The sequence below is a fragment of the Streptomyces sp. NPDC001507 genome (assembly GCF_042894765.1).
In the GTDB taxonomy this organism is placed as follows: Bacteria; Actinomycetota; Actinomycetes; order Streptomycetales; family Streptomycetaceae; genus Streptomyces.
This window is the reverse complement of the sequence record NZ_JBIAVV010000002.1, coordinates 461,641-480,600: the sequence shown is the minus strand read 5'-3', so window position 1 is coordinate 480,600 and position 18,960 is coordinate 461,641. Positions and strand designations below refer to the sequence as shown.

The following is an 18,960-nucleotide window of genomic DNA, read 5'->3' as shown; positions in this document are numbered from 1 at the left end:
GAACGGGTGACGGGCGCTGCGCCGAAGGCGCGACGGGCCGGAAACGACGGGAGCCCGGACCCTCCTGACGGAGGGTCCGGGCTCCCGTGGTGTGCGGCGCGCGCTTACTGGGTGCGGTTCTCACCGCGGTAGTACTCGAACACCCAGCCGAAGAGGCCGATCATGATGATGGGCGCCGAGAAGTACAGCAGCCACCAGCCGACGGCAACACCGAGGAAGGCCAGCGCGCCACCGACGCCCAGGGCGAGCGGCTGCCAGCTGTGCGGGCTGAAGAAGCCGATCTCGCCGGCCTCGTCCGCGACGTCGGCCTCCTTGTTGTCCTGGGCGCCCGCGTCGACGCGCGAGGCGGTGAAGCCCAGGTAGAAGCCGATCATGATGCACAGGCCGAAGGCCAGGAAGAGCGCCGTGGTACCGGCCGGTTCCTTCGACCACACGCCATAGACGATCGCGATGACGAGGACGAAGACACTCAGCCACACGAACATGCGGCCCTGGATCTTCACTTGCCGGCCTCCTTGCTGCCCGCGACAGCGGCGACGGCCTGGCCGTGCTCCAGCTGCTCCAGGGCGGCGATCTCAGGGTGGTGCAGGTCGAACGCCGGCGATTCGCTGCGGATCCGCGGCAGGGTGACGAAGTTGTGCCGCGGCGGCGGGCAGGAGGTCGCCCACTCCAGCGAACGGCCGTAACCCCACGGGTCGTCGACGCCGACCGGCTTGCCGTACTTGGCCGTCTTCCACACGTTGTAGAGGAACGGCAGGATCGACAGGCCGAGCAGGAAGGAGCTGATCGACGAGATCGTGTTCAGGGTGGTGAAGCCGTCGGCCGCCAGGTAGTCGGCGTAACGACGGGGCATGCCCTCGGCACCGAGCCAGTGCTGGACCAGGAAGGTGCCGTGGAAGCCGATGAACAGCGTCCAGAAGGTGATCTTGCCGAGCCGCTCGTCGAGCATCTTGCCGGTCATCTTCGGCCACCAGAAGTGGAAGCCGGAGAACATCGCGAAGACGACCGTACCGAAGACCACGTAGTGGAAGTGGGCCACCACGAAGTACGAGTCGGAGACGTGGAAGTCCATCGGCGGCGAGGCCAGGATGACACCGGTCAGACCACCGAAGGTGAAGGTGATCAGGAAGCCGGTGGCCCACAGCATCGGTGTCTCGAAGGACAGCGAGCCCTTCCACATGGTGCCGATCCAGTTGAAGAACTTCACACCGGTCGGGACCGCGATCAGGAAGGTCATGAAGGAGAAGAACGGCAGCAGCACACCGCCGGTGACGTACATGTGGTGCGCCCACACGGTCACGGACAGACCGGCGATCGAGATGGTCGCCGCCACCAGACCCATGTAGCCGAACATCGGCTTGCGGGAGAAGACCGGGATGACCTCGGAGATGATGCCGAAGAACGGCAGCGCGATGATGTACACCTCTGGGTGTCCGAAGAACCAGAAGAGGTGTTGCCAGAGCAGCGCTCCGCCGTTCGCGGCGTCGAATACATGTGCCCCGAATTTTCGGTCCGCCTCAAGGGCGAACAGCGCCGCGGCGAGCACCGGGAAGGCGAGCAGGACCAGCACGGCGGTCAGCAGCACGTTCCACACGAAGATCGGCATGCGGAACATGGTCATGCCGGGCGCACGCATGCAGATGATCGTGGTGATGAAGTTGACCGCGCCGAGGATGGTGCCGAAGCCGGAGAAGGCCAGACCCATGATCCACATGTCGGCGCCGATGCCCGGCGAGCGGACCGCGTCCGACAGCGGGGAGTAGGCGAACCAGCCGAAGTCCGCGGCACCCTGCGGGGTGAGGAAGCCGCCGACCGCGATGGTCGAGCCGAACAGGTAGAGCCAGTAGGCGAACATGTTCAGCCGCGGGAACGCGACGTCGGGCGCACCGATCTGGAGCGGCATGATCCAGTTCGTGAAGCCGGCGAACAGCGGCGTCGCGAACATCAGCAGCATGATCGTGCCGTGCATCGTGAACGCCTGGTTGAACTGCTCGTTCGACATGATCTGCAGACCGGGGCGAGCGAGCTCGGCGCGCATCAGCAGCGCCATCACACCGCCGATCAGGAAGAACGCGAACGACGTGACCAGATACAGCGTTCCGATGGTCTTGTGGTCGGTGGTGGTGAGCCACTTGATGACCACGTTGCCGGGCTGCTTGCGCCTGACCGGCAGCTCATCTGCGTAAGTGCCTTCAGCTGCCGCGGCACCCTGGGGTTCGTTGAGGATGCTCACAGGTTGTTCGTCTCCCGGTTCTTCTCGTGGCTCGTCTGCGCGATGCCGGCGGGAATGTAACCGGTCTGCCCCTTCTTGGCGAGGTCCTTGAGGTGCTGCTGGTAGCGCTCGGGCGAGACGACCTTCACGTTGAACAGCATCCGGGAGTGGTCGACGCCGCAGAGCTCGGCGCACTTGCCGAGGAAGGTGCCCTCCTGGTTCGGAGTCACCTGGAACGCGTTGGTGTGACCCGGGATGACGTCCATCTTCATCAGGAACGGCACCACCCAGAAGGAGTGGATGACGTCACGCGAGGTGAGGACGAAGCGGACGGTCTCGCCCTTGGGGAGCCACAGCGTCGGACCGGGGTTGTGGGTCTCCGGGTTCTTCGTGCCCGGCGTACCGACGTCGTAGACGCCACCGGCGGCGGCCGGGAATTCGTTCTTGAACCGGTCCGGGATGGCGGCCAGGTTCGCGTCGGTCTTCGCGTCGCCGGTGACACCGTCGACGGGCGTGATGTAGTTGAAGCCCCAGCTCCACTGGAAGCCGACCACGTTGACCGTGACGTCCGGCTTCTTGTCGGTGAGGCTGAGCAGCTTCGTCTCGTCGCGCGCCGTGAAGTAGAACAGCACGGAGACGATGATGAGCGGCACGACCGTGTACAGCGCCTCGATCGGCATGTTGTACCGGGTCTGGGCCGGGACTTCGATCTTGGTGCGGCTGCGCCGGTGGAAGATGGCGCTCCAGATGATCAGACCCCACACCAGCACGCCGACGGCGAGCGCGGCGGCCCAGGAGCCCTGCCACAGGGAGAGGATCCGCGGAGCCTCTTCCGTGGTCGGGGTGGGCATACCAAGGCGGGGGAAGTCCTTGTATGTGCATCCGGTAGCGGATACCAGGACCAGGCCCGCGGTCATTGCCTGCAGCAGCTTCCGCCGCATCGGGCGCCGCGGCGAGCGGTCGGAGCCGTTGGGACTCACGTAGCGCCTTCCCGAGAGTCTCGCCCGCGCGGTCGGCTGCGGCCTTCTCGCTGGTCGGTCGCCGCCCTGCGTCGGGCAGGGGTTTGGATGTTTATGCGGACCAAACCCTAGCCGACGCGATTCGGGGGGTCGCGGGGAGGGGGGCATACGCGCCGCGGGTCACTCCGTAGGGGTGGGAATGGGCGCCTAATAGCTCGGGTTGGTGCGGTTTGCGTTGCGAGTGCGGGTGCGTGGGGGCTGGTCGCGCCCACGCGGCGGAGCCGCATATCGGCACAGCCCCGCGCCCCCGGGTTGGCTGTCCCTGAGGACGTTTTAACGTAGCTGCGTGTCCTACTTTGACGCTGCGTCCGCCGCTCCCCTTCATCCCGTCGCCCGTCAGGCGTTGTTGGCCGCTCTGGACGACGGGTGGGCCGATCCGTCCCGGCTGTACCGAGAAGGGCGCAAGGCGCGCATGCTGCTGGACGCCGCTCGGGAGGCGGCTGCCGAGGCCGTCGGCTGCCGGCCGGACGAGCTGACGTTCACTCCATCGGGCACACGGGCCGTCCATACGGGCGTCGCCGGGGCGTTGGCCGGTCGTCGTCGCGTCGGACGTCACCTGATCGTGTCGGCCGTCGAACACTCCTCGGTGCTCCATTCGGCCGAGGTGTTCGAGGCGGAGGGTGGACAGGTGACCCGGGTGCCGGTGGCGCGGACGGGAGCAGTTGACGTCAGCTCCTATGAGGCCGTTTTGCGGCCCGACACCGCGCTCGCCTGCCTGCAGTCGGCCAACCACGAGGTGGGGACCGTACAGCCGGTGGCGGCGGTGGCCGAGGTGTGCCGGGCGGCCGGGGTGCCGTTGCTGGTGGACGCGGCGCAGTCGCTGGGGTGGGAACGGGTGGCGGGCGACTGGTCGCTGCTGACGGCGAGTGCGCACAAGTGGGGCGGGCCGAGCGGGGTCGGGCTGCTGGTCGTGCGCAAGGGGGTGCGGTTCGCCGTCCAAGGGGCGTCGGACGAGCGGGAGTCGGGGAGGGCACCCGGCTTCGAGAACCTGCCGGCGGTCGTCGCGGCGGCCGCCTCGCTGCGGGCCGTGCGGGCGGAGGCCGAGCGGGAGGCGGAACGGCTGCGGTCGCTGACGGCACGGATCCGGGCGCGGGTACCGGAGTTGGTGCCGGACGTGGAGGTGGTGGGCGACGCGGAGCGGCGGCTACCCGGGATCGTCACCTTCTCCTGTCTCTATGTCGATGGAGAGACATTGCTGCACGAGCTGGACCGGGAGGGCTTTTCGGTGTCCTCGGGGTCGTCCTGCACGAGCAGCACGCTGACGCCGAGCCATGTGCTCAAGGCGATGGGCGTACTGAGCGAGGGGAACGTGCGGGTGTCACTGCCGGCGGGAGCGGCAGAGGGGGACGTGGAGCGGTTCCTGGGGGTGCTGCCGCGGGTGGTGGCCGGGGTGCGGGAGAAGCTGGGAGCGCCTACGCCGTCGGCGGCCGTACAGGAGGACGTACTCGTCGTGGACGCCCTCGGCAAACGCTGCCCGATCCCCGTCATCGAACTGGCGAAGGTCATCGGCAACGTGCCGGTGGGCGGCAGGGTGCGGGTCCTGTCCGACGACGAGGCGGCACGGCTGGACATCCCGGCCTGGTGCGAGATGCGCGGCCAGGAGTACGAGGGCGAGGAGAAGGCGGACAAAGGAACGGCTTACCTGGTCCGCCGGATCAGCTGAATTACTCAGGGGCGCGGGGAACTGCGCGACCAGCCCCCCACGCGCCCGCAGCCGGGACTCAGACCAGATGACCCCGGACTTCCTCGGCCGCCTCGTCCCCGTACGCCTTGGTGAACCGCTCCATGAAGTGGCCCCGGCGCAGCTGGTACTCCTGCGTGCCCACCGTCTCGATGACGAGAGTCGCCAGCATGCAGCCCACCTGGGCCGCCCGCTCCAGCGAGACCCCCCACGCGAGGCCGGAGAGGAACCCGGCGCGGAACGCGTCGCCGACGCCCGTCGGGTCGGCCTTGCGCTCCTCGTCGGGGCAGCCGACCTCGATCGGGTCCTCGCCCACCCGCTCGATACGGACGCCGCGCGCACCCAGCGTCGTGACCCGGTGGCCTACCTTCGCGAGGATCTCCTCGTCGCTCCAGCCGGTCTTCGTCTCGATGAGCCCCTTCTCGTACTCGTTGGAGAAGAGGTACGCCGCACCCTCCAGCAGTATCCCGATCTCGTCGCCGTTCATCCGGGCGATCTGCTGGGAGAAGTCGGCGGCGAAGGGGATGGACCGGGTCCGGCACTCCTCCGTGTGGCGGAGCATGCCCTCCGGGTCGTCCGCGCCGATCAGGACCAGGTCGAGTCCGCCGACCCGGTCGGCCACGGTCTTGAGCTCGATCAGGCGGGCCTCGCTCATCGCGCCCGTGTAGAAGGAGCCGATCTGGTTGTGGTCGGCGTCGGTCGTGCACACGAAACGCGCGGTGTGCAGGGTCTCGGAGACGCGGACGGAGTCCGTGTCCACGCCGTGCCGGTCGAGCCAGGCCCGGTACTCGTCGAAGTCGAAGCCCGCCGCGCCGACCAGGATAGGCCGGGTGCCGAGCTGTCCCATGCCGAACGCGATGTTCGCGCCGACGCCGCCGCGCCGCACGTCCAGGTTGTCGACCAGGAAGGACAGCGAGACCGTGTGCAGCTGGTCCGCGACCAGCTGGTCCGCGAAGCGGCCGGGGAACGTCATGAGGTGGTCGGTGGCGATGGAGCCGGTGACTGCGATGCGCACGGCTGGGACTCTCCTGAGGGGAGGCGTTATTGACAGTTAACGCTACCGGGTCCGTACGGGCGCCCTGAAGGTGCCAAAACTACCCGATAGTAGATCTTTCTTCGCGGCCCACGGCGTGCTTACCGTTCCGTCATGACGAACCTCAAGGTCCACGCCCCCGCTCCGGCCGACCTCGACGGCGACCTCGCGTCGCTGCGCGGGGACTGCGCCCGGATGGCTCCGCACTGGGCTGTTCCCGACCACAGCGATGCCCGTCCGGTGCCGCCTTCACTCATCCACGGGGTGACCGTGCCGAAGAAGTCCGCCAGACTCCTGGACGCGATGTCCGACTACGGCGACTGAGTTCCGCCCGGCGCGTTCCCCGGGAACCGTGCGCTCCCCTCCCGCGTCCCATCGCCGTCCCCCGTGAAGGGGAGGCGGGATACGACACGGCAAGGAGCGATGCGGTGAAGAGCGAGCGACCCGAGAACGACGACGACGCGGCCGCGGGCGGCACCGGGGAGTCCCCCGAGGCCCGGCAGGCCGCGGAGTCGCCGAAGGCTGCCGAGCCCGAGGTGGCCGCCGACGCCGATTCCGACGCCGACGCCGATGCCGACCTGCAGGTCACCGCGGAGGGCGGTGAGTCCACCGCGGGCGCCGAGGGCGCCGAGGCGCAGGTGCCGGAGCCGGAGCCGGAGGAGGCTCCGGAGCCGGAGGAGGCTCCCGTGACACCCGGGGCCGAAGCCGAAGCGGGCACCCGGGCCGGCACCCCGGCCGACGCCGACGCCGACGCCGACGCCGACGCCGGCACCGATGCCCCCGCCCCCCGCCGCCGCTCCCCCGCACTCGTCATCGCCTCCGTGGCCGCCGCCGTGCTCCTGGTCGGCGGCGGCAGTGCCTACCTCGCCGCGAACTCCGGCTCCGGCTCCGGCGGCGGTACGGCCGCGGGCGCGTCCGGCGGTGCCACTCCCCCGCCCCTCGCCCTGGACGGCTACTCCTCCGGCGGCGGCAACGGGATTGCCCCGGGCGAGCCCAACCCGTACGGGGTGACGTACAAGGCGAGCGGCACGCTCCCCGCCGGCCCCGGCTCGGCCGCCGTGTACCAGCCCTCCGGCGAGGTCTCCAAGGACCGGGTCGCCGTGCTGGCGAAGGCGCTCGGGATCGAGGGTGCCCCGGTCGCCGAGGGCCAGGTCTGGAAGGTGGGCACCGGCAACGACGGCTCGGGCGGGAGCCTCCAGGTGAACCGGACGGCCCCCGGCATCTGGACGTACAGCCGCTACGCCCCGGGCACCGACAACTGCAAGCGCGGCCTGGTGTGCACCCAGGACCCGGCGGCCCCGGCCGGTGACCCGGTGAGCGTCGGCGACGCCGAGCAGGCGGCGGCGCCGGTGCTGAAGGCACTCGGCCAGGACGAGGCGAAGCTCGACGCGAGCCAGGTGATGGGCGCCCAGCGGGTGGTGAACGCCGATCCGGTGGTCGGCGGGCTGCCGACGTACGGCTGGACGACCGGGCTGACCGTGAGCAGGCAGGGCGAGGTGGTCGGCGGCAACGGGATGCTCGCGACGCCCGCGAAGGGCGACACGTATCCGGTGCTGACCGCCGCGAAGACGCTGGAGCTGATGAACGCGGCGCCGCGCTCCGGCCACCGGATGGGCATCGGCGGCTGCGCCAGTCCGGTACCGCTGAAGGACCGGCTGGAGCAGCCGTGCGGTGCGTCGTCGGCGTCGTCGGCGTCGGCGTCGGCGTCGGCCGCGACCTCGGCCGTGGTCGAGAAGGCGGTGTTCGGGCTGGCCGCGCAGTCCGTCGCCGGGCGGCAGGCGCTGGTGCCGTCCTGGCTGTTCCAGGTGCGCGGGGCGGCGGACTCGTACACCGTGACCCGTCCGGCGGTGGACCCGACGTACCTGGCCTCCGCCTCGGCGAGCCCCAGCCCGTCCCCCGGTACCACGAAGAACGTGAAGGTGGACGGCTACACGGCGGACGGCCGTGATCTGACCGTCGCCTTCACCGGCGGGGTGTGCGCCGACTACAAGGCCACGGCGGACGAGGGTTCGGAGCAGGTGGTGGTGAAGGTGACCGCGACGCCCTGGCCGGACAAGATCTGCGTCATGATCGCCAAGCAGTACCACCAGACGATCCGCCTCGACGCGCCGCTGGACGGCCGGAAGGTGGTCGGCACCGACGGCGCCGCCGTCCCGAAGGAGAAGGCGACGACGCTGAACCCGCAGGTGGGCTGAGCACGCACACACGAAGGCGGCGGCCCCTCACCACGAGGGGCCGCCGCCTTCCTGCCGTGTGCCCTTCGGTTCAGCTGAAGGAGTCGCCGCAGGCGCAGGAGCCGGTCGCGTTCGGGTTGTCGATCGTGAAGCCCTGCTTCTCGATGGTGTCGACGAAGTCGATCGACGCGCCGCCCAGGTACGGGGCGCTCATGCGGTCGGTGACGACCTTGACGCCGCCGAAGTCCTTCACGACGTCGCCGTCGAGGGAACGCTCGTCGAAGAAGAGCTGGTAGCGCAGGCCGGAGCAGCCACCGGGCTGGACGGCGACGCGCAGGGCGAGGTCGTCACGGCCTTCCTGGTCGAGCAGGGCCTTGACCTTGGCCGCGGCGGCGTCGCTCAGAATGATGCCGTCGGTGGCGGTGCTGGTCTCGTCCGATACGGACATCTACATCTCTCCCGGGTTGTACGGAGACTGCTTGCCGACGAGTGCAACCGGCGGGTCCGCTGATTCATTCCGGGCCGGCATGCGCGTTCTCGCGTTTTCCTACCTCTTCATGCTCGCACATGCCCGAAGTGACGCACAGCAGTCGCCGTGGCCACCCACGGCGACCTGCGCACACGGGGACCACCCGGCGTCCACCCGGCGGTCACCCTCCCGTTCGGCGCCGGGATTGATGTCACATCGACGCTATGGCCATCGTCAAAGTGACGTGAAGCAGTTATGATAGATAACGTCAGAACGACGAAAAGTAGAAAGGGTGCGTGTCGTGACCACCGCCCAGACCACGGAGCTCGACGTACAGCCGACTCCGCTCGCCCTGCTGCTGCTCGGCCGTGAGGCCGACCCGAAGAGCGAGCGGGGTGTCGAGTGTCCCGGCGACCTGCCCTCGCCGTCCGACCCGGACCTGGTCGCGCGCGCCCGCGCGGCCAAGGAGAAGCTCGGCGACAAGGTCTTCGTCCTCGGCCACCACTACCAGCGCGACGAGGTCATCCAGTTCGCCGATGTCACGGGCGACTCCTTCAAGCTGGCCCGGGACGCCGCGGCCCGCCCGGAGGCCGAGTACATCGTGTTCTGCGGTGTGCACTTCATGGCCGAGTCCGCCGACATCCTGACCTCGGACGACCAGAAGGTGGTCCTTCCCGACCTCGCGGCCGGCTGCTCCATGGCCGACATGGCCACGGCCGAGCAGGTCGCCGAGTGCTGGGACGTGCTGACCGAGGCCGGGATAGCCGAACAGGTGGTTCCCGTCTCGTACATGAACTCGTCCGCGGACATCAAGGCGTTCACGGGCAAGCACGGCGGCACCATCTGCACCTCGTCCAACGCGCAGCGCGCGCTGGAGTGGGCCTTCGAACAAGGCGAGAAGGTTCTCTTCCTCCCCGACCAGCACCTCGGCCGCAACACCGCCGTCCGGGACATGGGCATGTCCCTGGACGACTGCGTGGTCTACAACCCGCACAAGCCGAACGGCGGCCTCACGGCCGACCAGTTGCGCGACGCGAAGATGATCCTGTGGCGCGGCCACTGCTCGGTGCACGGCCGCTTCAGCCTGGACTCCGTCAACGACGTGCGCGAGCGCATCCCGGGCGTGAACGTCCTCGTCCACCCCGAGTGCAGGCACGAGGTCGTGGCCGCCGCCGACTACGTCGGCTCGACGGAGTACATCATCAAGGCCCTGGAGGCCGCTCCCGCCGGCTCCAAGTGGGCCATCGGCACCGAGCTGAACCTGGTCCGCCGCCTCGCGAACCGTTTCGCCCCCGAGGGCAAGGAGATCGTCTTCCTCGACAAGACGGTCTGCTTCTGCTCCACCATGAACCGCATCGACCTCCCCCACCTGGTCTGGACCCTGGAGTCGCTGGCCGAGGGCAACCTGGTCAACCGGATCGAGGTCGACAAGGAGACCGAGGCGTTCGCCAAGCTGGCCCTGGAGCGGATGCTGGCGCTGCCGTAGCCGTACGGCGCCCGTGTCACCCCGGGTCGACGGGTTTGCGCTCGGGGTGCGCGGGGTCGAGGGTGAAGATCGTGCCGTCGGAGGTCGAGAGGACCAGCGCGCCGCGGTTGAACCAGACCGTGGGCAGCAGGCCGCTGTTGCCGAGCACCTCGGCGCGCGCGGCGGACTCCCACAGGACGGTGCCCTTCGCCGCGTCGAGCGCGACCACCCGTCCGCTCATGCCCGCCATGTACACCGTGCGCCCCTGGGCGTCCACCGAGGCCTGGCCCGGCGACTCCAGGGTCGTGTGGCTCTCCCACAGCCGGGCCCCGGTCGTGGGCGAGAACGCGGTGACCAGGCCGCTGGAGGTGGCAAGGTAGAGCGTGCCGTGGGCCAGGGTGGGCAGCCCGCCCCGGTACTTCTCGGGCAGCGGGGTCAGGGTGCGCTTCCCGGTGCCGGGGTCGACGCGCACGATGCGGTGGTAGATCAGGTCGGGGCCGTTCTCGACGTCCTGGTCGTCCGACTCCAGGAAGAGCAGCTGACCGGAGAGGATGCCGACGAAACTGGCCGTCTGGGCGGGCGAGTCCAGGGTGCGCACCGAGCCGTCGGCGGGGTGGACGACGTAGAACCTCGTGGCGTGGGAGCCGTCCGTCTGGTCGCCGCAGTCCACGTAGGGGAAGTCGCCCGCGGAGAGCATCGAGCAGAGCCAGCCACGGGGCACCGGGACGGTGCTGCGCACGCTGCCGTCGCGCGCCGAGCGGACGGTGAACGTGCTGCCGTCGCCCTCCTGGGTCAGGGTCACCCCGTCGCCGTAGGCCGCCCCCAGGCTGTCGGTGCGGACCGCGTGGGACCAGACACTGCTGCCGTCCTTGCCGTCGAGCGCCATGACGGACTGGGCCTTGCCCGCGCCGTTCTCGTCGGTGATCTGGAGTTCGACGAGGACCAGGCCGTCGTCCACGCCGAGGACGGTCGTGATGTAGCGGTCGGCCGGTACGCCCGCGGGGGCTATGCCGGCCCGCCAGAGCGTCCGGCCGGTGGTGGCGTCGACCCGGGTGGGCAGGAGGGCGGTGCCGCCGCAGTAGACGGACGAGCCGTCCGAGACGCAGGAGGGCGAGGTGTCGCCCTCGTAGCCGGGCGCCTTCTTCACCCCTTGTCCGGCGGTCGCGGACACCGTTGTCTGCCAGGGCTTCCAGCCGGTGGGGAGGGCGCCCCAGCGGGACGCCGAGGACGTCGAGGAGCCGGTGCGGGCCTCGCCGTCGCCGTTCCAGGGGCCCAGCAGGAAGTAGCCGGTCAGGGCCAGGGCGGTCACCGCGGCGGCGGCGAGCAGCACGCGGGGGGTGCGGCGGGGGCGGCGGCCGGTGACCGGCGCGGTGGCGGCGTCGGGGGCCTGGGCGTGGCGGCCGGGGTGCGTGGCGGGCAGCCGCAGGGTCATGGTCTGCGGTTCGGCGGCGGACGGCTCCGGCAGGGCCGCCCCGAACTGGCGGGCCAGGTCGTCGAGTGAGGGCCGGGCGTCGGGGTCCTTGGCCAGGCAGCGCTCCAGGACCGCGCGCAGCGGGCCGGTGACGCCGTCCAGGACGGGCTCGTTGTGGACCACCCGGTAGCCGGTGAGGTAGGGGCTGTCGGCGTCGAAGGGGCCGCGTCCGGTGACGCAGTACACCAGGAGCGCGCCGAGCGAGAAGACGTCGGAGGCGGGGCCCACGGTACGGGCGTCGGTGAACTGCTCCGGGGACATGAAGGGCGGGGTGCCGACCATCTGCCCTGTCTCGGTGAGGGTGTTGTGGTTCTCGGCGGCCCGGGAGATGCCGAAGTCGATGACGCGGGGCCCGTCCTCGGCCATCAGGACGTTGGCCGGTTTCAGGTCGCGGTGCACCACCCCCGCCCGGTGGATGTCCCGCAGCGCCTCCACCAGGCCGAGGGCCAGTGGCCGCAACTCGGTGACACGGAGGGCGCCGTGGGCCCGGATGCGGGCGGCGAGGGAGGGTCCTGGCACGTACTGGGTGGCCATCCAGGGCGCCGGCGCGTCCGGGTCGGCGTCCAGGACGGGGGCGGTGAAGGCGCCGCTGACCCGGCGGGCGGCCTCGATCTCCTGCCGGAACCTGGCGCGGAAGACGGGGTTTTCGGCGTACTGGGCGTGCACCACCTTGACGGCGACCTCGCGCCCGGAGCGCGACCGGCCCCGGTAGACGATGCCCATCCCGCCGGCCCCGAGCCGGTCGGCCAGCTTGTAGCCGCCGAGGGACCGCGGGTCGTCCTTGTGCAGCGGCACGCCGAAACTCCCCTTCCCCGCCGTGCAGTTCGCGGCGCCAGCATACGGAACCGGTACGCGCGGGCGGCCGGTTCCCGGTGGTGTTCCGGAAACCGGCCGCCGTTCGCGGGACCGTCACACGGCCGCGGGCTGCGGCTCCTCGGTGACGGGGGCGGACTCCGTGTCCCCCCGGCCGTTCTTCGCGGCCCGCTTCCCGGCCCGGCGCTCCTTGCGGAGTTCGACCATCGCGTACAGCGTCGGCACGAGCAGCAGGGTGAGCAGGGTGGAGCTGATCAGGCCGCCGATCACGACCACCGCGAGCGGCTGGGCGATGAACCCGCCCTCGCCGGTGACGCCGAGCGCCATCGGGAGGAGGGCGAAGATCGTCGCCAGGGCCGTCATGAGGATCGGGCGCAGCCGGTGCCGGCCGCCCTCGATCACGGCCTCGACGACGCCGTACCCCTGGCCGCGGTACTGGTTGACGAGGTCGATCAGGACGATCGCGTTCGTCACCACGATGCCGATCAGCATCAGCATGCCGATCATCGCGGGGACGCCCATCGGGGTGCCGGTGACGACCAGCAGGCCGAGCGCGCCGGTCGCGGCGAACGGGATGGAGACCAGCAGGATCAGCGGCTGGACCAGGGACCGGAAGGTCGCGACCAGCAGCATGAAGACGATCGCGATCGCCGCGAGCATCGCGAGGCCCAGGTTCTTGAACGCGCTGTCCTGGTCCGAGGTGACGCCGCCGATCGAGGCCGTCGCGCCCGCCGGGAGCTTCAACGCCTTGATCTTGGACTGGAGTTGAGTGCTGACCGCGCCGGTGTTGTCACCGGTGGGCTTGGCGCTGATGGTCGCGGCGCGCTGGCCGTCGATCCGGGTCATGGACACCGGCGCGTCCACCAGCTTCACGGTGGCGATGTCGCCCAGCTTCACCGGGCCCAGCCTGAGCGCGCGCAGCTGGGCCAGGGTCTCGGCCGGCTTGGCGGACTTCACGACGACGTCCCGCTCGGTGTCGTCGAGGGTCGCCTTCGCGGCCGTGGTGCCCTTCACCGCCTGGGTGACGGCGGCGCCCAGCGTCTGGTCGTCGAACCCGGCGGCCGCGGCCTTGGAGTTGGCCTTCACCGAGATCCGCGGCACGCTCTGCGCGAGGTCGCTGGTGACGTCGGTGACGTCGTCCAGCTTCGCGACCGTGGCCCGGACCTGCTCGGATGCCTTGCGCAGCACGTCGCCGTCGGCCGCCTTCACGACGACGCTCAGGTCCTGGCTGCCGAAGCCGTCACCGGCCGACACCGTGGTGGTACCGATGCCGGACAGCTTGTGCAGGCCGTCCTCGATGGCGTTCTGCACCCGGTCGTACGACTTCGCGTCGTCCAGCATGACCGAGTACGACGCCTGGTTGGTGTCGGTGCCGCCGCCGAAGGCCGCCATGAAGCCGGACGAGCCGACGGTGACCTGGTAGTCCTTGACGCCGTCGATCGAGGCGAGGAGCTTCTCGACCTTCTTCGCCTGGGCGTCGGTCGCGGCCAGGCTGGTGCCGGGCTTCAGCTCCTGCTTGACGGTGAGGACCTCCTGGTCGCCCTGGTCGAAGAAGTTGGTCTTCAGCAGCCCGGACATGCCGAACGTGACGACCAGTACGACGATCGCGATCAGCACGCTGGTGAGGCGGCGCCGGGTCGCGAAGCGCAGGACGGGGACGTACAGGCGCTGCAGGCGGCTGTTCGCCTCCTTCTCCTCGGCCTTGCGGCGGGCCTCCTCGGCATCCTCGGGGGTGCTCTTCGGGGCGCGCAGGAACCAGTACGAGAGGACGGGTACGACCGTCAGGGAGACCAGGAGGGACGCCAGCAGGGCCGCGGTGACCGTGAGGCTGAAGGGGCCGAACAGCTGGCCCACCATGCCGCCGACCAGGCCGATCGGGAGGAAGACGGCGACCGTGGTGAGGGTGGAGGAGGTGACCGCGCCGGCCACCTCGCGGACCGCGCCGAGGATGGCGGCCTTGCGCTCCTCGCCGTAGCCGAGGTGGCGCTTGATGTTCTCCAGGACCACGATCGAGTCGTCGACGACCCGGCCGATCGCGATGGTGAGCGCGCCCAGGGTCAGCATGTTCAGGGAGAGGCCGCGGGTCCACAGCACGATCAGCGTGAGGACCACGGAGAGCGGGATGGACACCGCCGTCACCAGGGTCGAGCGGACCGAGGCCAGGAAGACCAGGATGACGAGGACCGCGAAGAGCAGGCCGAGGGCGCCCTCGGTGGTCAGGCCCTTGATGGACTTGGAGACCGCCGGGCCCTGGTCGCTGACGACGGTGAGGGTGGCGCCGGAGCCGAGGTCCCGGCGCAGCTTCGGCAGCTTGTCCTTGACCGCGTTCGAGATGGAGACCGCGCTGCCGTCGTGGTCCATGGTGACGTTGACGGCGAGGCTGGGCCGGCCGTCGGTGCGGGTGATGGAGTCGGCCGGGGCCTCCTGCTCCTGCACCGTGGCCACGTCGCCGAGGCGCACGGGCTTCCCGGCGCCCTGCCCGGTGACCATCAGGTCCCTGATCTGCTGCAGCGAGGTGAGGCCGCCGCCGACCTGGACGGTGCGGTTGGCACCGTCCTCGTCGAAGGAGCCCGCCGGGACGGTCGCGCCGGCCGCCTGGAGCGACTGGGCGAGGGCGGCGGAGGTGAGACCGGCCTTCGCCAGCCCGGCGTCGTCGGGGGTGACGTCGACCTGGAGGTCCCGGACGCCGGTGACCTGGACGCGGCCGACGCCGTCGATGTCCTTGAGGGCCGGGACGACCGTCTTGTCGAGCTGGTCGGCGAGGGCCTGCTGGTCCTTGTCGGAGGTGACGGCGAGGACCACGGTCGGCATGTCGTCCGTGGAGCCGGAGATGACCTGCGGGTCGACGTCCTGCGGCAGCCGGGCGCGGTTGACGGCCAGCTGGACGTCGGCCACCAGCTGCTTGGTGTCGTTGCCGTAGTCGAAGGACGCCATGATCACGGCGTTGCCCTCGCTCGCGGTGGAGGTGACGCCGGTGACGCCGTCGACGCCTTCGAGGTTGTTCTCGATCGGCTCGACGATCTGCTTCTCGACGACGTCCGGCGAGGCGCCCTGGTACGGGGCGATGACCGACACCATGGGCAGGGAGATGGTCGGCAGCAGCTGCTGCTTGATCTGGGGGATGGCGATCGCCCCGAAGACGAGCGCGATCAGGGAGATGAGGCCTATCAGGGCCCGCTGCGCGAGGCTGAATCTGGACAGCCAGGACATGGGTCAGGGTCTCTTTTCGGTGAGCTGCTGTGAGCGGTGCCGCTGCGAGCGGAGGCTGCTGTGAGCGGCGGATGAACGGCACAGGGGGCGCCTGTGAGCGCCCACCGCACCACTCTCGCCCATGCGCGGACCCGCCCGGGTAGCCCCAGGGTGCCGTTCCCTTATCCGGCTCCTACTCCGCCCGCAGTACGCCCGGGTGGAGATCAGTCCATCCTCGGGCGGACCAGCCCCGACTCGTACGCGATCACCACGAGCTGCGCCCGGTCCCGCGCGCCCAGCTTCGCCATGGCCCGGTTGACGTGCGTCTTCACGGTCAGCGGGCTGACCTCCAGGCGCTCGGCGATCTCGTCGTTGGAGTGCCCGCCGGCGACCTGGACGAGGACCTCGCGCTCCCGTGAGGTGAGCGCGTCGAGCCGCTCGCCGCGGGCCGGGGCGCGGCCGTCGTCACCGAGGTCGCCCTGGGCGAGGAAGCGGGCGATCAGGCCCTTGGTGGCCGTCGGGGAGAGCAGCGCCTCACCGCCGGCGGCGAGGCGGATGGCGTTCAGCAGTTCTTCGGGCTCGCTGCCCTTGCCGAGGAAGCCGGAGGCGCCCGCGCGCAGTGCCTGGACCACGTAGTCGTCCACCTCGAAGGTCGTGAGGATCACCACCCGGACGTGGGCGAGGGCGGGGTCGGCGCAGATCAGCCGGGTGGCGGCCAGTCCGTCCGTGCCCGGCATCCGGATGTCCATCAGGACGACGTCGGCCTCGCGCTCCCCGGTCAGCCGCACCGCCTCGGCGCCGTCGGAGGCCTCGCCGACCACCTCCATGTCGGACTCGGAGTCGACGAGCACCCGGAACGCGCTGCGCAGCAGTGCCTGGTCGTCGGCGAGCAGGACACGGATCGTCATACGGAATCCCCCAGGGCGGCCGCACGGCCCTTGGCACGGCCGGTCGTACGGTCGCCCGTACGGTCGTCGGTGTCGGTCTTGACCGGCAGGATCGCATGGACGCGGAAGCCGCCGCCGTAGCGGGGGCCGGTGGTGAGGGTGCCGCGCAGCGCGGTGACGCGCTCCCGCATGCCGAGCAGGCCGTGGCCGCCGCCCTCCTCGGGGGCGGTGTCCTCGCCGGAGCCGTCGTCGAGGACGGTGACCTCGATGCGCGGTCCGACGCGTACGACGCTGACCTCGGCCTTGGCGGCGGGTCCCGCGTGCTTCTGCACGTTGGTCAGGGCCTCCTGGATGATCCGGTAGGCGGCGAGGTCGACGGCGGCCGGCAGGGTGGTGCCCTGGTCGGCGCGGGCGACCTCGACCTGGAGGCCGGCGTTGCGGAACGTGTCGGCGAGTTCGTCCAGGACGTGCAGGCCGGGAGCGGGCTCGGTCGGCGCCTCGGGGTCGCCGGACTGGCGGAGCAGGCCGACGGTGGCCCGCAGTTCGTTCAGTGCGGAGCGGCTGGCCTCGCGGACGTGGCCGAGGGCCTCCTTGGCCTGGTCGGGCCGCTTGTCCATGACGTGCGCGGCGACCCCGGCCTGCACGTTGACCAGGGCGATGTGGTGGGCGACGACGTCGTGCAGGTCCCGGGCGATGCGCAGGCGCTCCTCGGCGACCCGGCGGCGGGCCTCCTCCTCGCGGGTCCGCTCGGCGCGCTCGGCCCGCTCGCGGATGGCCTGGAAGACCGCGCGCCGGCTGCGGACGGCGTCCCCGGCGGTGGCGCCGATGCCGGTCCAGGCGAAGATCGCGAGGTTCTCCTGGGCGTACCACGGCAGGGGTCCGGCGGCCATCGCGGCGGCGGTGAGCACGGTCATGGTGAGCAGCCCGGCCCGCAGGGTGGTGCGGCGGTCGGTGGTGGCGGCGACGGTGAACAGGGCGACCACGGCCGCCATCGCGACGGGGGCGCGCGGGTCGCCGGTGACGCACTCGACGACGGAGGCGGCGCCGGTGACGGCCAGGACCGTCTTCGGGGCGTGCCTGCGGAAGACCAGGGCCGCGGCGGCGAGCGTCATGAGCAGCAGGCTGAGGGGGTCCGGGACGCGGATGCCCCAGGCGACGCCGTGCCCGCCGTGCGGTACGGCGAAAGAGCTCACGACCATGCAGACGAGGGCGCCCGCGGCGATGACCGCGTCCACGGCGAGTGGATGGGCGCCGGCTCTGCAGCGGGCTCTTTCGAGAGTGCTCACGCTGTGAACAGTACGGCTGGTTCGTGCGGGCCGGAACTGCCGGTTCGCACCGGTGCGCGCAGCCCGCGTCTCCCACCCGCACCCGACTCGGTCCGCTGAGAAGTTCAGCCCGGAATCAGGCCGTCGTCCCGGAGCAGCGCCCTGACCTGCTCCAGCGTCGCGTCCGGGGACGGCAGGATGAGGTCCGAGGGCTCCAGGGCGTCGTCCGGGAGTGGTGTGCCCAGCTCCCGGACCTTGTCCAGGAGGGCGGTCAGGGTGCGGCGGAAGGCTGTCTCGTCGCCGGACTCGGTCTCCGCGAGGAGCTCGTCGTCCAGCTTGTTCAGTTCGGCGAGGTGGCTGTCGGCCAGCCTCACCTGGCCCTCCCCCATGATCCTCACGACCATGTCGGCCATGTCGCCCTCCAGGCGTCGGCTACTGCTTGTCGAAGCGCGGGGTGTCCTGCGGCTGCTGCGACTGCTGGCCCTGGCCGGTGCCGCCCTCGATCGCCTGCTGGGGCGATCCTCCGGCGAGCTCGGCCTTCATGCGCTGCAGTTCCAGCTCCACATCCGTACCACCCGAGAGCCGGTCCAGCTCGGCGGCGATGTCGTCCTTGGCCGTGCCGGTCGGGTCGTCGAGGGCGCCGGAGGCGAGGAGCTCGTCGATGGCGCCGGCGCGGGCCTGGAGCTGCTGCGTCTTGTCCTCGGCGCGCTGGATCGCGAGGCCGACGTCGCCCATCTCCTCGGAGATGCCGGTGAAGGCCTCGCCGATGCGGGTCTGGGCCTGGGCGGCGGTGTAGGTGGCCTTGATGGTCTCCTTCTTGGTGCGGAAGGCGTCCACCTTGGCCTGCAGGCGCTGCGCCGCGAGGGTGAGCTTCTCCTCCTCGCCCTGGAGGGTGGCGTGCTGCGTCTCCAGGTCGGTCACCTGCTGCTGGAGGGCGGCGCGGCGGGAGAGCGCCTCGCGGGCGAGGTCCTCGCGGCCGAGGGCGAGTGCCTTGCGGCCCTGGTCCTCCAGCTTGGTGGACTGCTGCTGGAGCTGGTTCAGCTGGAGTTCGAGCCGCTTGCGGCTGGTCGCCACGTCGGCGACGCCGCGACGGACCTTCTGCAGCAGCTCGAGCTGTTTCTGGTACGAGTAGTCGAGGGTCTCGCGCGGGTCCTCGGCCCTGTCCAGGGCCTTGTTCGCCTTCGCGCGGAAGATCATCCCCATACGCTTCATGACACCGCTCATGGGCTTCGCGCGCCCCCTTCTGACGGACTCCAGCTCACAGATCCTGCGACAGAACCCA

15 protein-coding genes are annotated in these 18,960 nt (G+C 70.7%); 4 read left to right on the top strand and 11 right to left on the bottom strand.

The features are described from left to right. Positions 1-104 precede the first annotated feature (104 nt). The 3 genes from ACFY0K_RS08315 to coxB are packed head-to-tail and all read right to left on the bottom strand — an operon-like array spanning position 105 to position 3,192. Positions 105-503: a cytochrome c oxidase subunit 4 gene (locus tag ACFY0K_RS08315; protein ID WP_093503960.1), complete on the bottom strand. Its 399-nt coding sequence runs from the start codon at positions 501-503 to the stop codon at positions 105-107. After that, entirely contained in the window at positions 500-2,233 is a 1,734-nt protein-coding gene (ctaD, locus tag ACFY0K_RS08310; RefSeq protein WP_093503956.1) for a cytochrome c oxidase subunit I, read from the bottom strand. Before ctaD ends, ACFY0K_RS08315 begins: the two co-directional genes overlap by 4 nt. Then, positions 2,230-3,192 carry a cytochrome c oxidase subunit II gene (gene coxB, locus ACFY0K_RS08305; protein WP_390639157.1) on the bottom strand — a complete coding sequence of 321 codons (963 nt, stop codon included), beginning with the start codon at positions 3,190-3,192 and terminating at the stop codon, positions 2,230-2,232. Before coxB ends, ctaD begins: the two co-directional genes overlap by 4 nt. A 325-nt stretch (positions 3,193-3,517) precedes the next feature. Between coxB and ACFY0K_RS08300 the strand changes: the two genes are divergently transcribed. Next, complete coding sequence (locus tag ACFY0K_RS08300) at positions 3,518-4,894, top strand: cysteine desulfurase/sulfurtransferase TusA family protein (protein WP_390639156.1); 1,377 nt, start codon at positions 3,518-3,520, stop codon at positions 4,892-4,894. A 58-nt stretch (positions 4,895-4,952) separates the two neighbouring features. Here ACFY0K_RS08300 and ACFY0K_RS08295 read toward each other — a convergent pair whose 3' ends face one another. Beyond that, positions 4,953-5,927 (bottom strand): carbohydrate kinase family protein, encoded by a 975-nt coding sequence (locus tag ACFY0K_RS08295; protein WP_390639155.1) that lies wholly within the window; start codon positions 5,925-5,927, stop codon positions 4,953-4,955. A gap of 132 nt (positions 5,928-6,059) precedes the next feature. Between ACFY0K_RS08295 and ACFY0K_RS08290 the strand changes: the two genes are divergently transcribed. Further along, positions 6,060-6,269, top strand: a complete 210-nt coding sequence (locus ACFY0K_RS08290; RefSeq protein WP_093503947.1) for a hypothetical protein — start codon at positions 6,060-6,062, stop codon at positions 6,267-6,269. A gap of 104 nt (positions 6,270-6,373) precedes the next feature. Beyond that, positions 6,374-8,140: a hypothetical protein gene (locus ACFY0K_RS08285; RefSeq protein WP_390639154.1), complete on the top strand. Its 1,767-nt coding sequence runs from the start codon at positions 6,374-6,376 to the stop codon at positions 8,138-8,140. A 70-nt stretch (positions 8,141-8,210) separates the two neighbouring features. Here the strand turns inward: ACFY0K_RS08285 and ACFY0K_RS08280 are convergent, their stop codons facing one another. Continuing rightward, positions 8,211-8,567 carry an iron-sulfur cluster assembly accessory protein gene (locus ACFY0K_RS08280; protein ID WP_030951236.1) on the bottom strand — a complete coding sequence of 119 codons (357 nt, stop codon included), beginning with the start codon at positions 8,565-8,567 and terminating at the stop codon, positions 8,211-8,213. 322 nt (positions 8,568-8,889) lie between these two features. Between ACFY0K_RS08280 and nadA the strand changes: the two genes are divergently transcribed. Then, positions 8,890-10,074: a quinolinate synthase NadA gene (gene nadA, locus ACFY0K_RS08275; RefSeq protein WP_351954537.1), complete on the top strand. Its 1,185-nt coding sequence runs from the start codon at positions 8,890-8,892 to the stop codon at positions 10,072-10,074. Between the two features lie 16 nt (positions 10,075-10,090). Here the strand turns inward: nadA and ACFY0K_RS08270 are convergent, their stop codons facing one another. The 6 genes from ACFY0K_RS08270 to ACFY0K_RS08245 all read right to left on the bottom strand — a co-directional run bounded on the left by ACFY0K_RS08270 (position 10,091) and on the right by ACFY0K_RS08245 (position 18,902). Further along, a complete protein-coding gene (locus tag ACFY0K_RS08270; protein WP_390639153.1) occupies positions 10,091-12,319 on the bottom strand; it encodes a PQQ-binding-like beta-propeller repeat protein in 2,229 nt (742 codons plus the stop codon). A gap of 114 nt (positions 12,320-12,433) precedes the next feature. Further along, complete coding sequence (locus tag ACFY0K_RS08265) at positions 12,434-15,547, bottom strand: efflux RND transporter permease subunit (RefSeq protein ID WP_390639152.1); 3,114 nt, start codon at positions 15,545-15,547, stop codon at positions 12,434-12,436. Positions 15,548-15,750: 203 nt separating this feature from the next. Further along, complete coding sequence (locus ACFY0K_RS08260; protein ID WP_351954540.1) at positions 15,751-16,434, bottom strand: response regulator transcription factor; 684 nt, start codon at positions 16,432-16,434, stop codon at positions 15,751-15,753. After that, positions 16,431-17,699 carry a histidine kinase gene (locus ACFY0K_RS08255; RefSeq protein ID WP_351954541.1) on the bottom strand — a complete coding sequence of 423 codons (1,269 nt, stop codon included), beginning with the start codon at positions 17,697-17,699 and terminating at the stop codon, positions 16,431-16,433. Before ACFY0K_RS08255 ends, ACFY0K_RS08260 begins: the two co-directional genes overlap by 4 nt. 104 nt (positions 17,700-17,803) lie before the next feature. Continuing rightward, positions 17,804-18,082: a hypothetical protein gene (locus ACFY0K_RS08250; RefSeq protein WP_352363761.1), complete on the bottom strand. Its 279-nt coding sequence runs from the start codon at positions 18,080-18,082 to the stop codon at positions 17,804-17,806. 28 nt (positions 18,083-18,110) lie between these two features. Then, positions 18,111-18,902 carry a PspA/IM30 family protein gene (locus ACFY0K_RS08245; protein ID WP_093503936.1) on the bottom strand — a complete coding sequence of 264 codons (792 nt, stop codon included), beginning with the start codon at positions 18,900-18,902 and terminating at the stop codon, positions 18,111-18,113. Positions 18,903-18,960 lie beyond the last annotated feature (58 nt).

What these genes read in the sequence shown, in the direction of transcription:
- ACFY0K_RS08250 (WP_352363761.1), bottom strand. Translation starts at nt 18,082, where the DNA reads ATGGTCGTGAGGATCATGGGGGAGGGCCAGGTGAGGCTGGCCGACAGC.
- ACFY0K_RS08280 (WP_030951236.1), bottom strand. Translation starts at nt 8,567, where the DNA reads ATGTCCGTATCGGACGAGACCAGCACCGCCACCGACGGCATCATTCTG.
- ACFY0K_RS08245 (WP_093503936.1), bottom strand. Translation starts at nt 18,902, where the DNA reads ATGAGCGGTGTCATGAAGCGTATGGGGATGATCTTCCGCGCGAAGGCG.
- ACFY0K_RS08290 (WP_093503947.1), top strand. Translation starts at nt 6,060, where the DNA reads ATGACGAACCTCAAGGTCCACGCCCCCGCTCCGGCCGACCTCGACGGC.
- ACFY0K_RS08265 (WP_390639152.1), bottom strand. Translation starts at nt 15,547, where the DNA reads ATGTCCTGGCTGTCCAGATTCAGCCTCGCGCAGCGGGCCCTGATAGGC.
- ACFY0K_RS08260 (WP_351954540.1), bottom strand. Translation starts at nt 16,434, where the DNA reads ATGACGATCCGTGTCCTGCTCGCCGACGACCAGGCACTGCTGCGCAGC.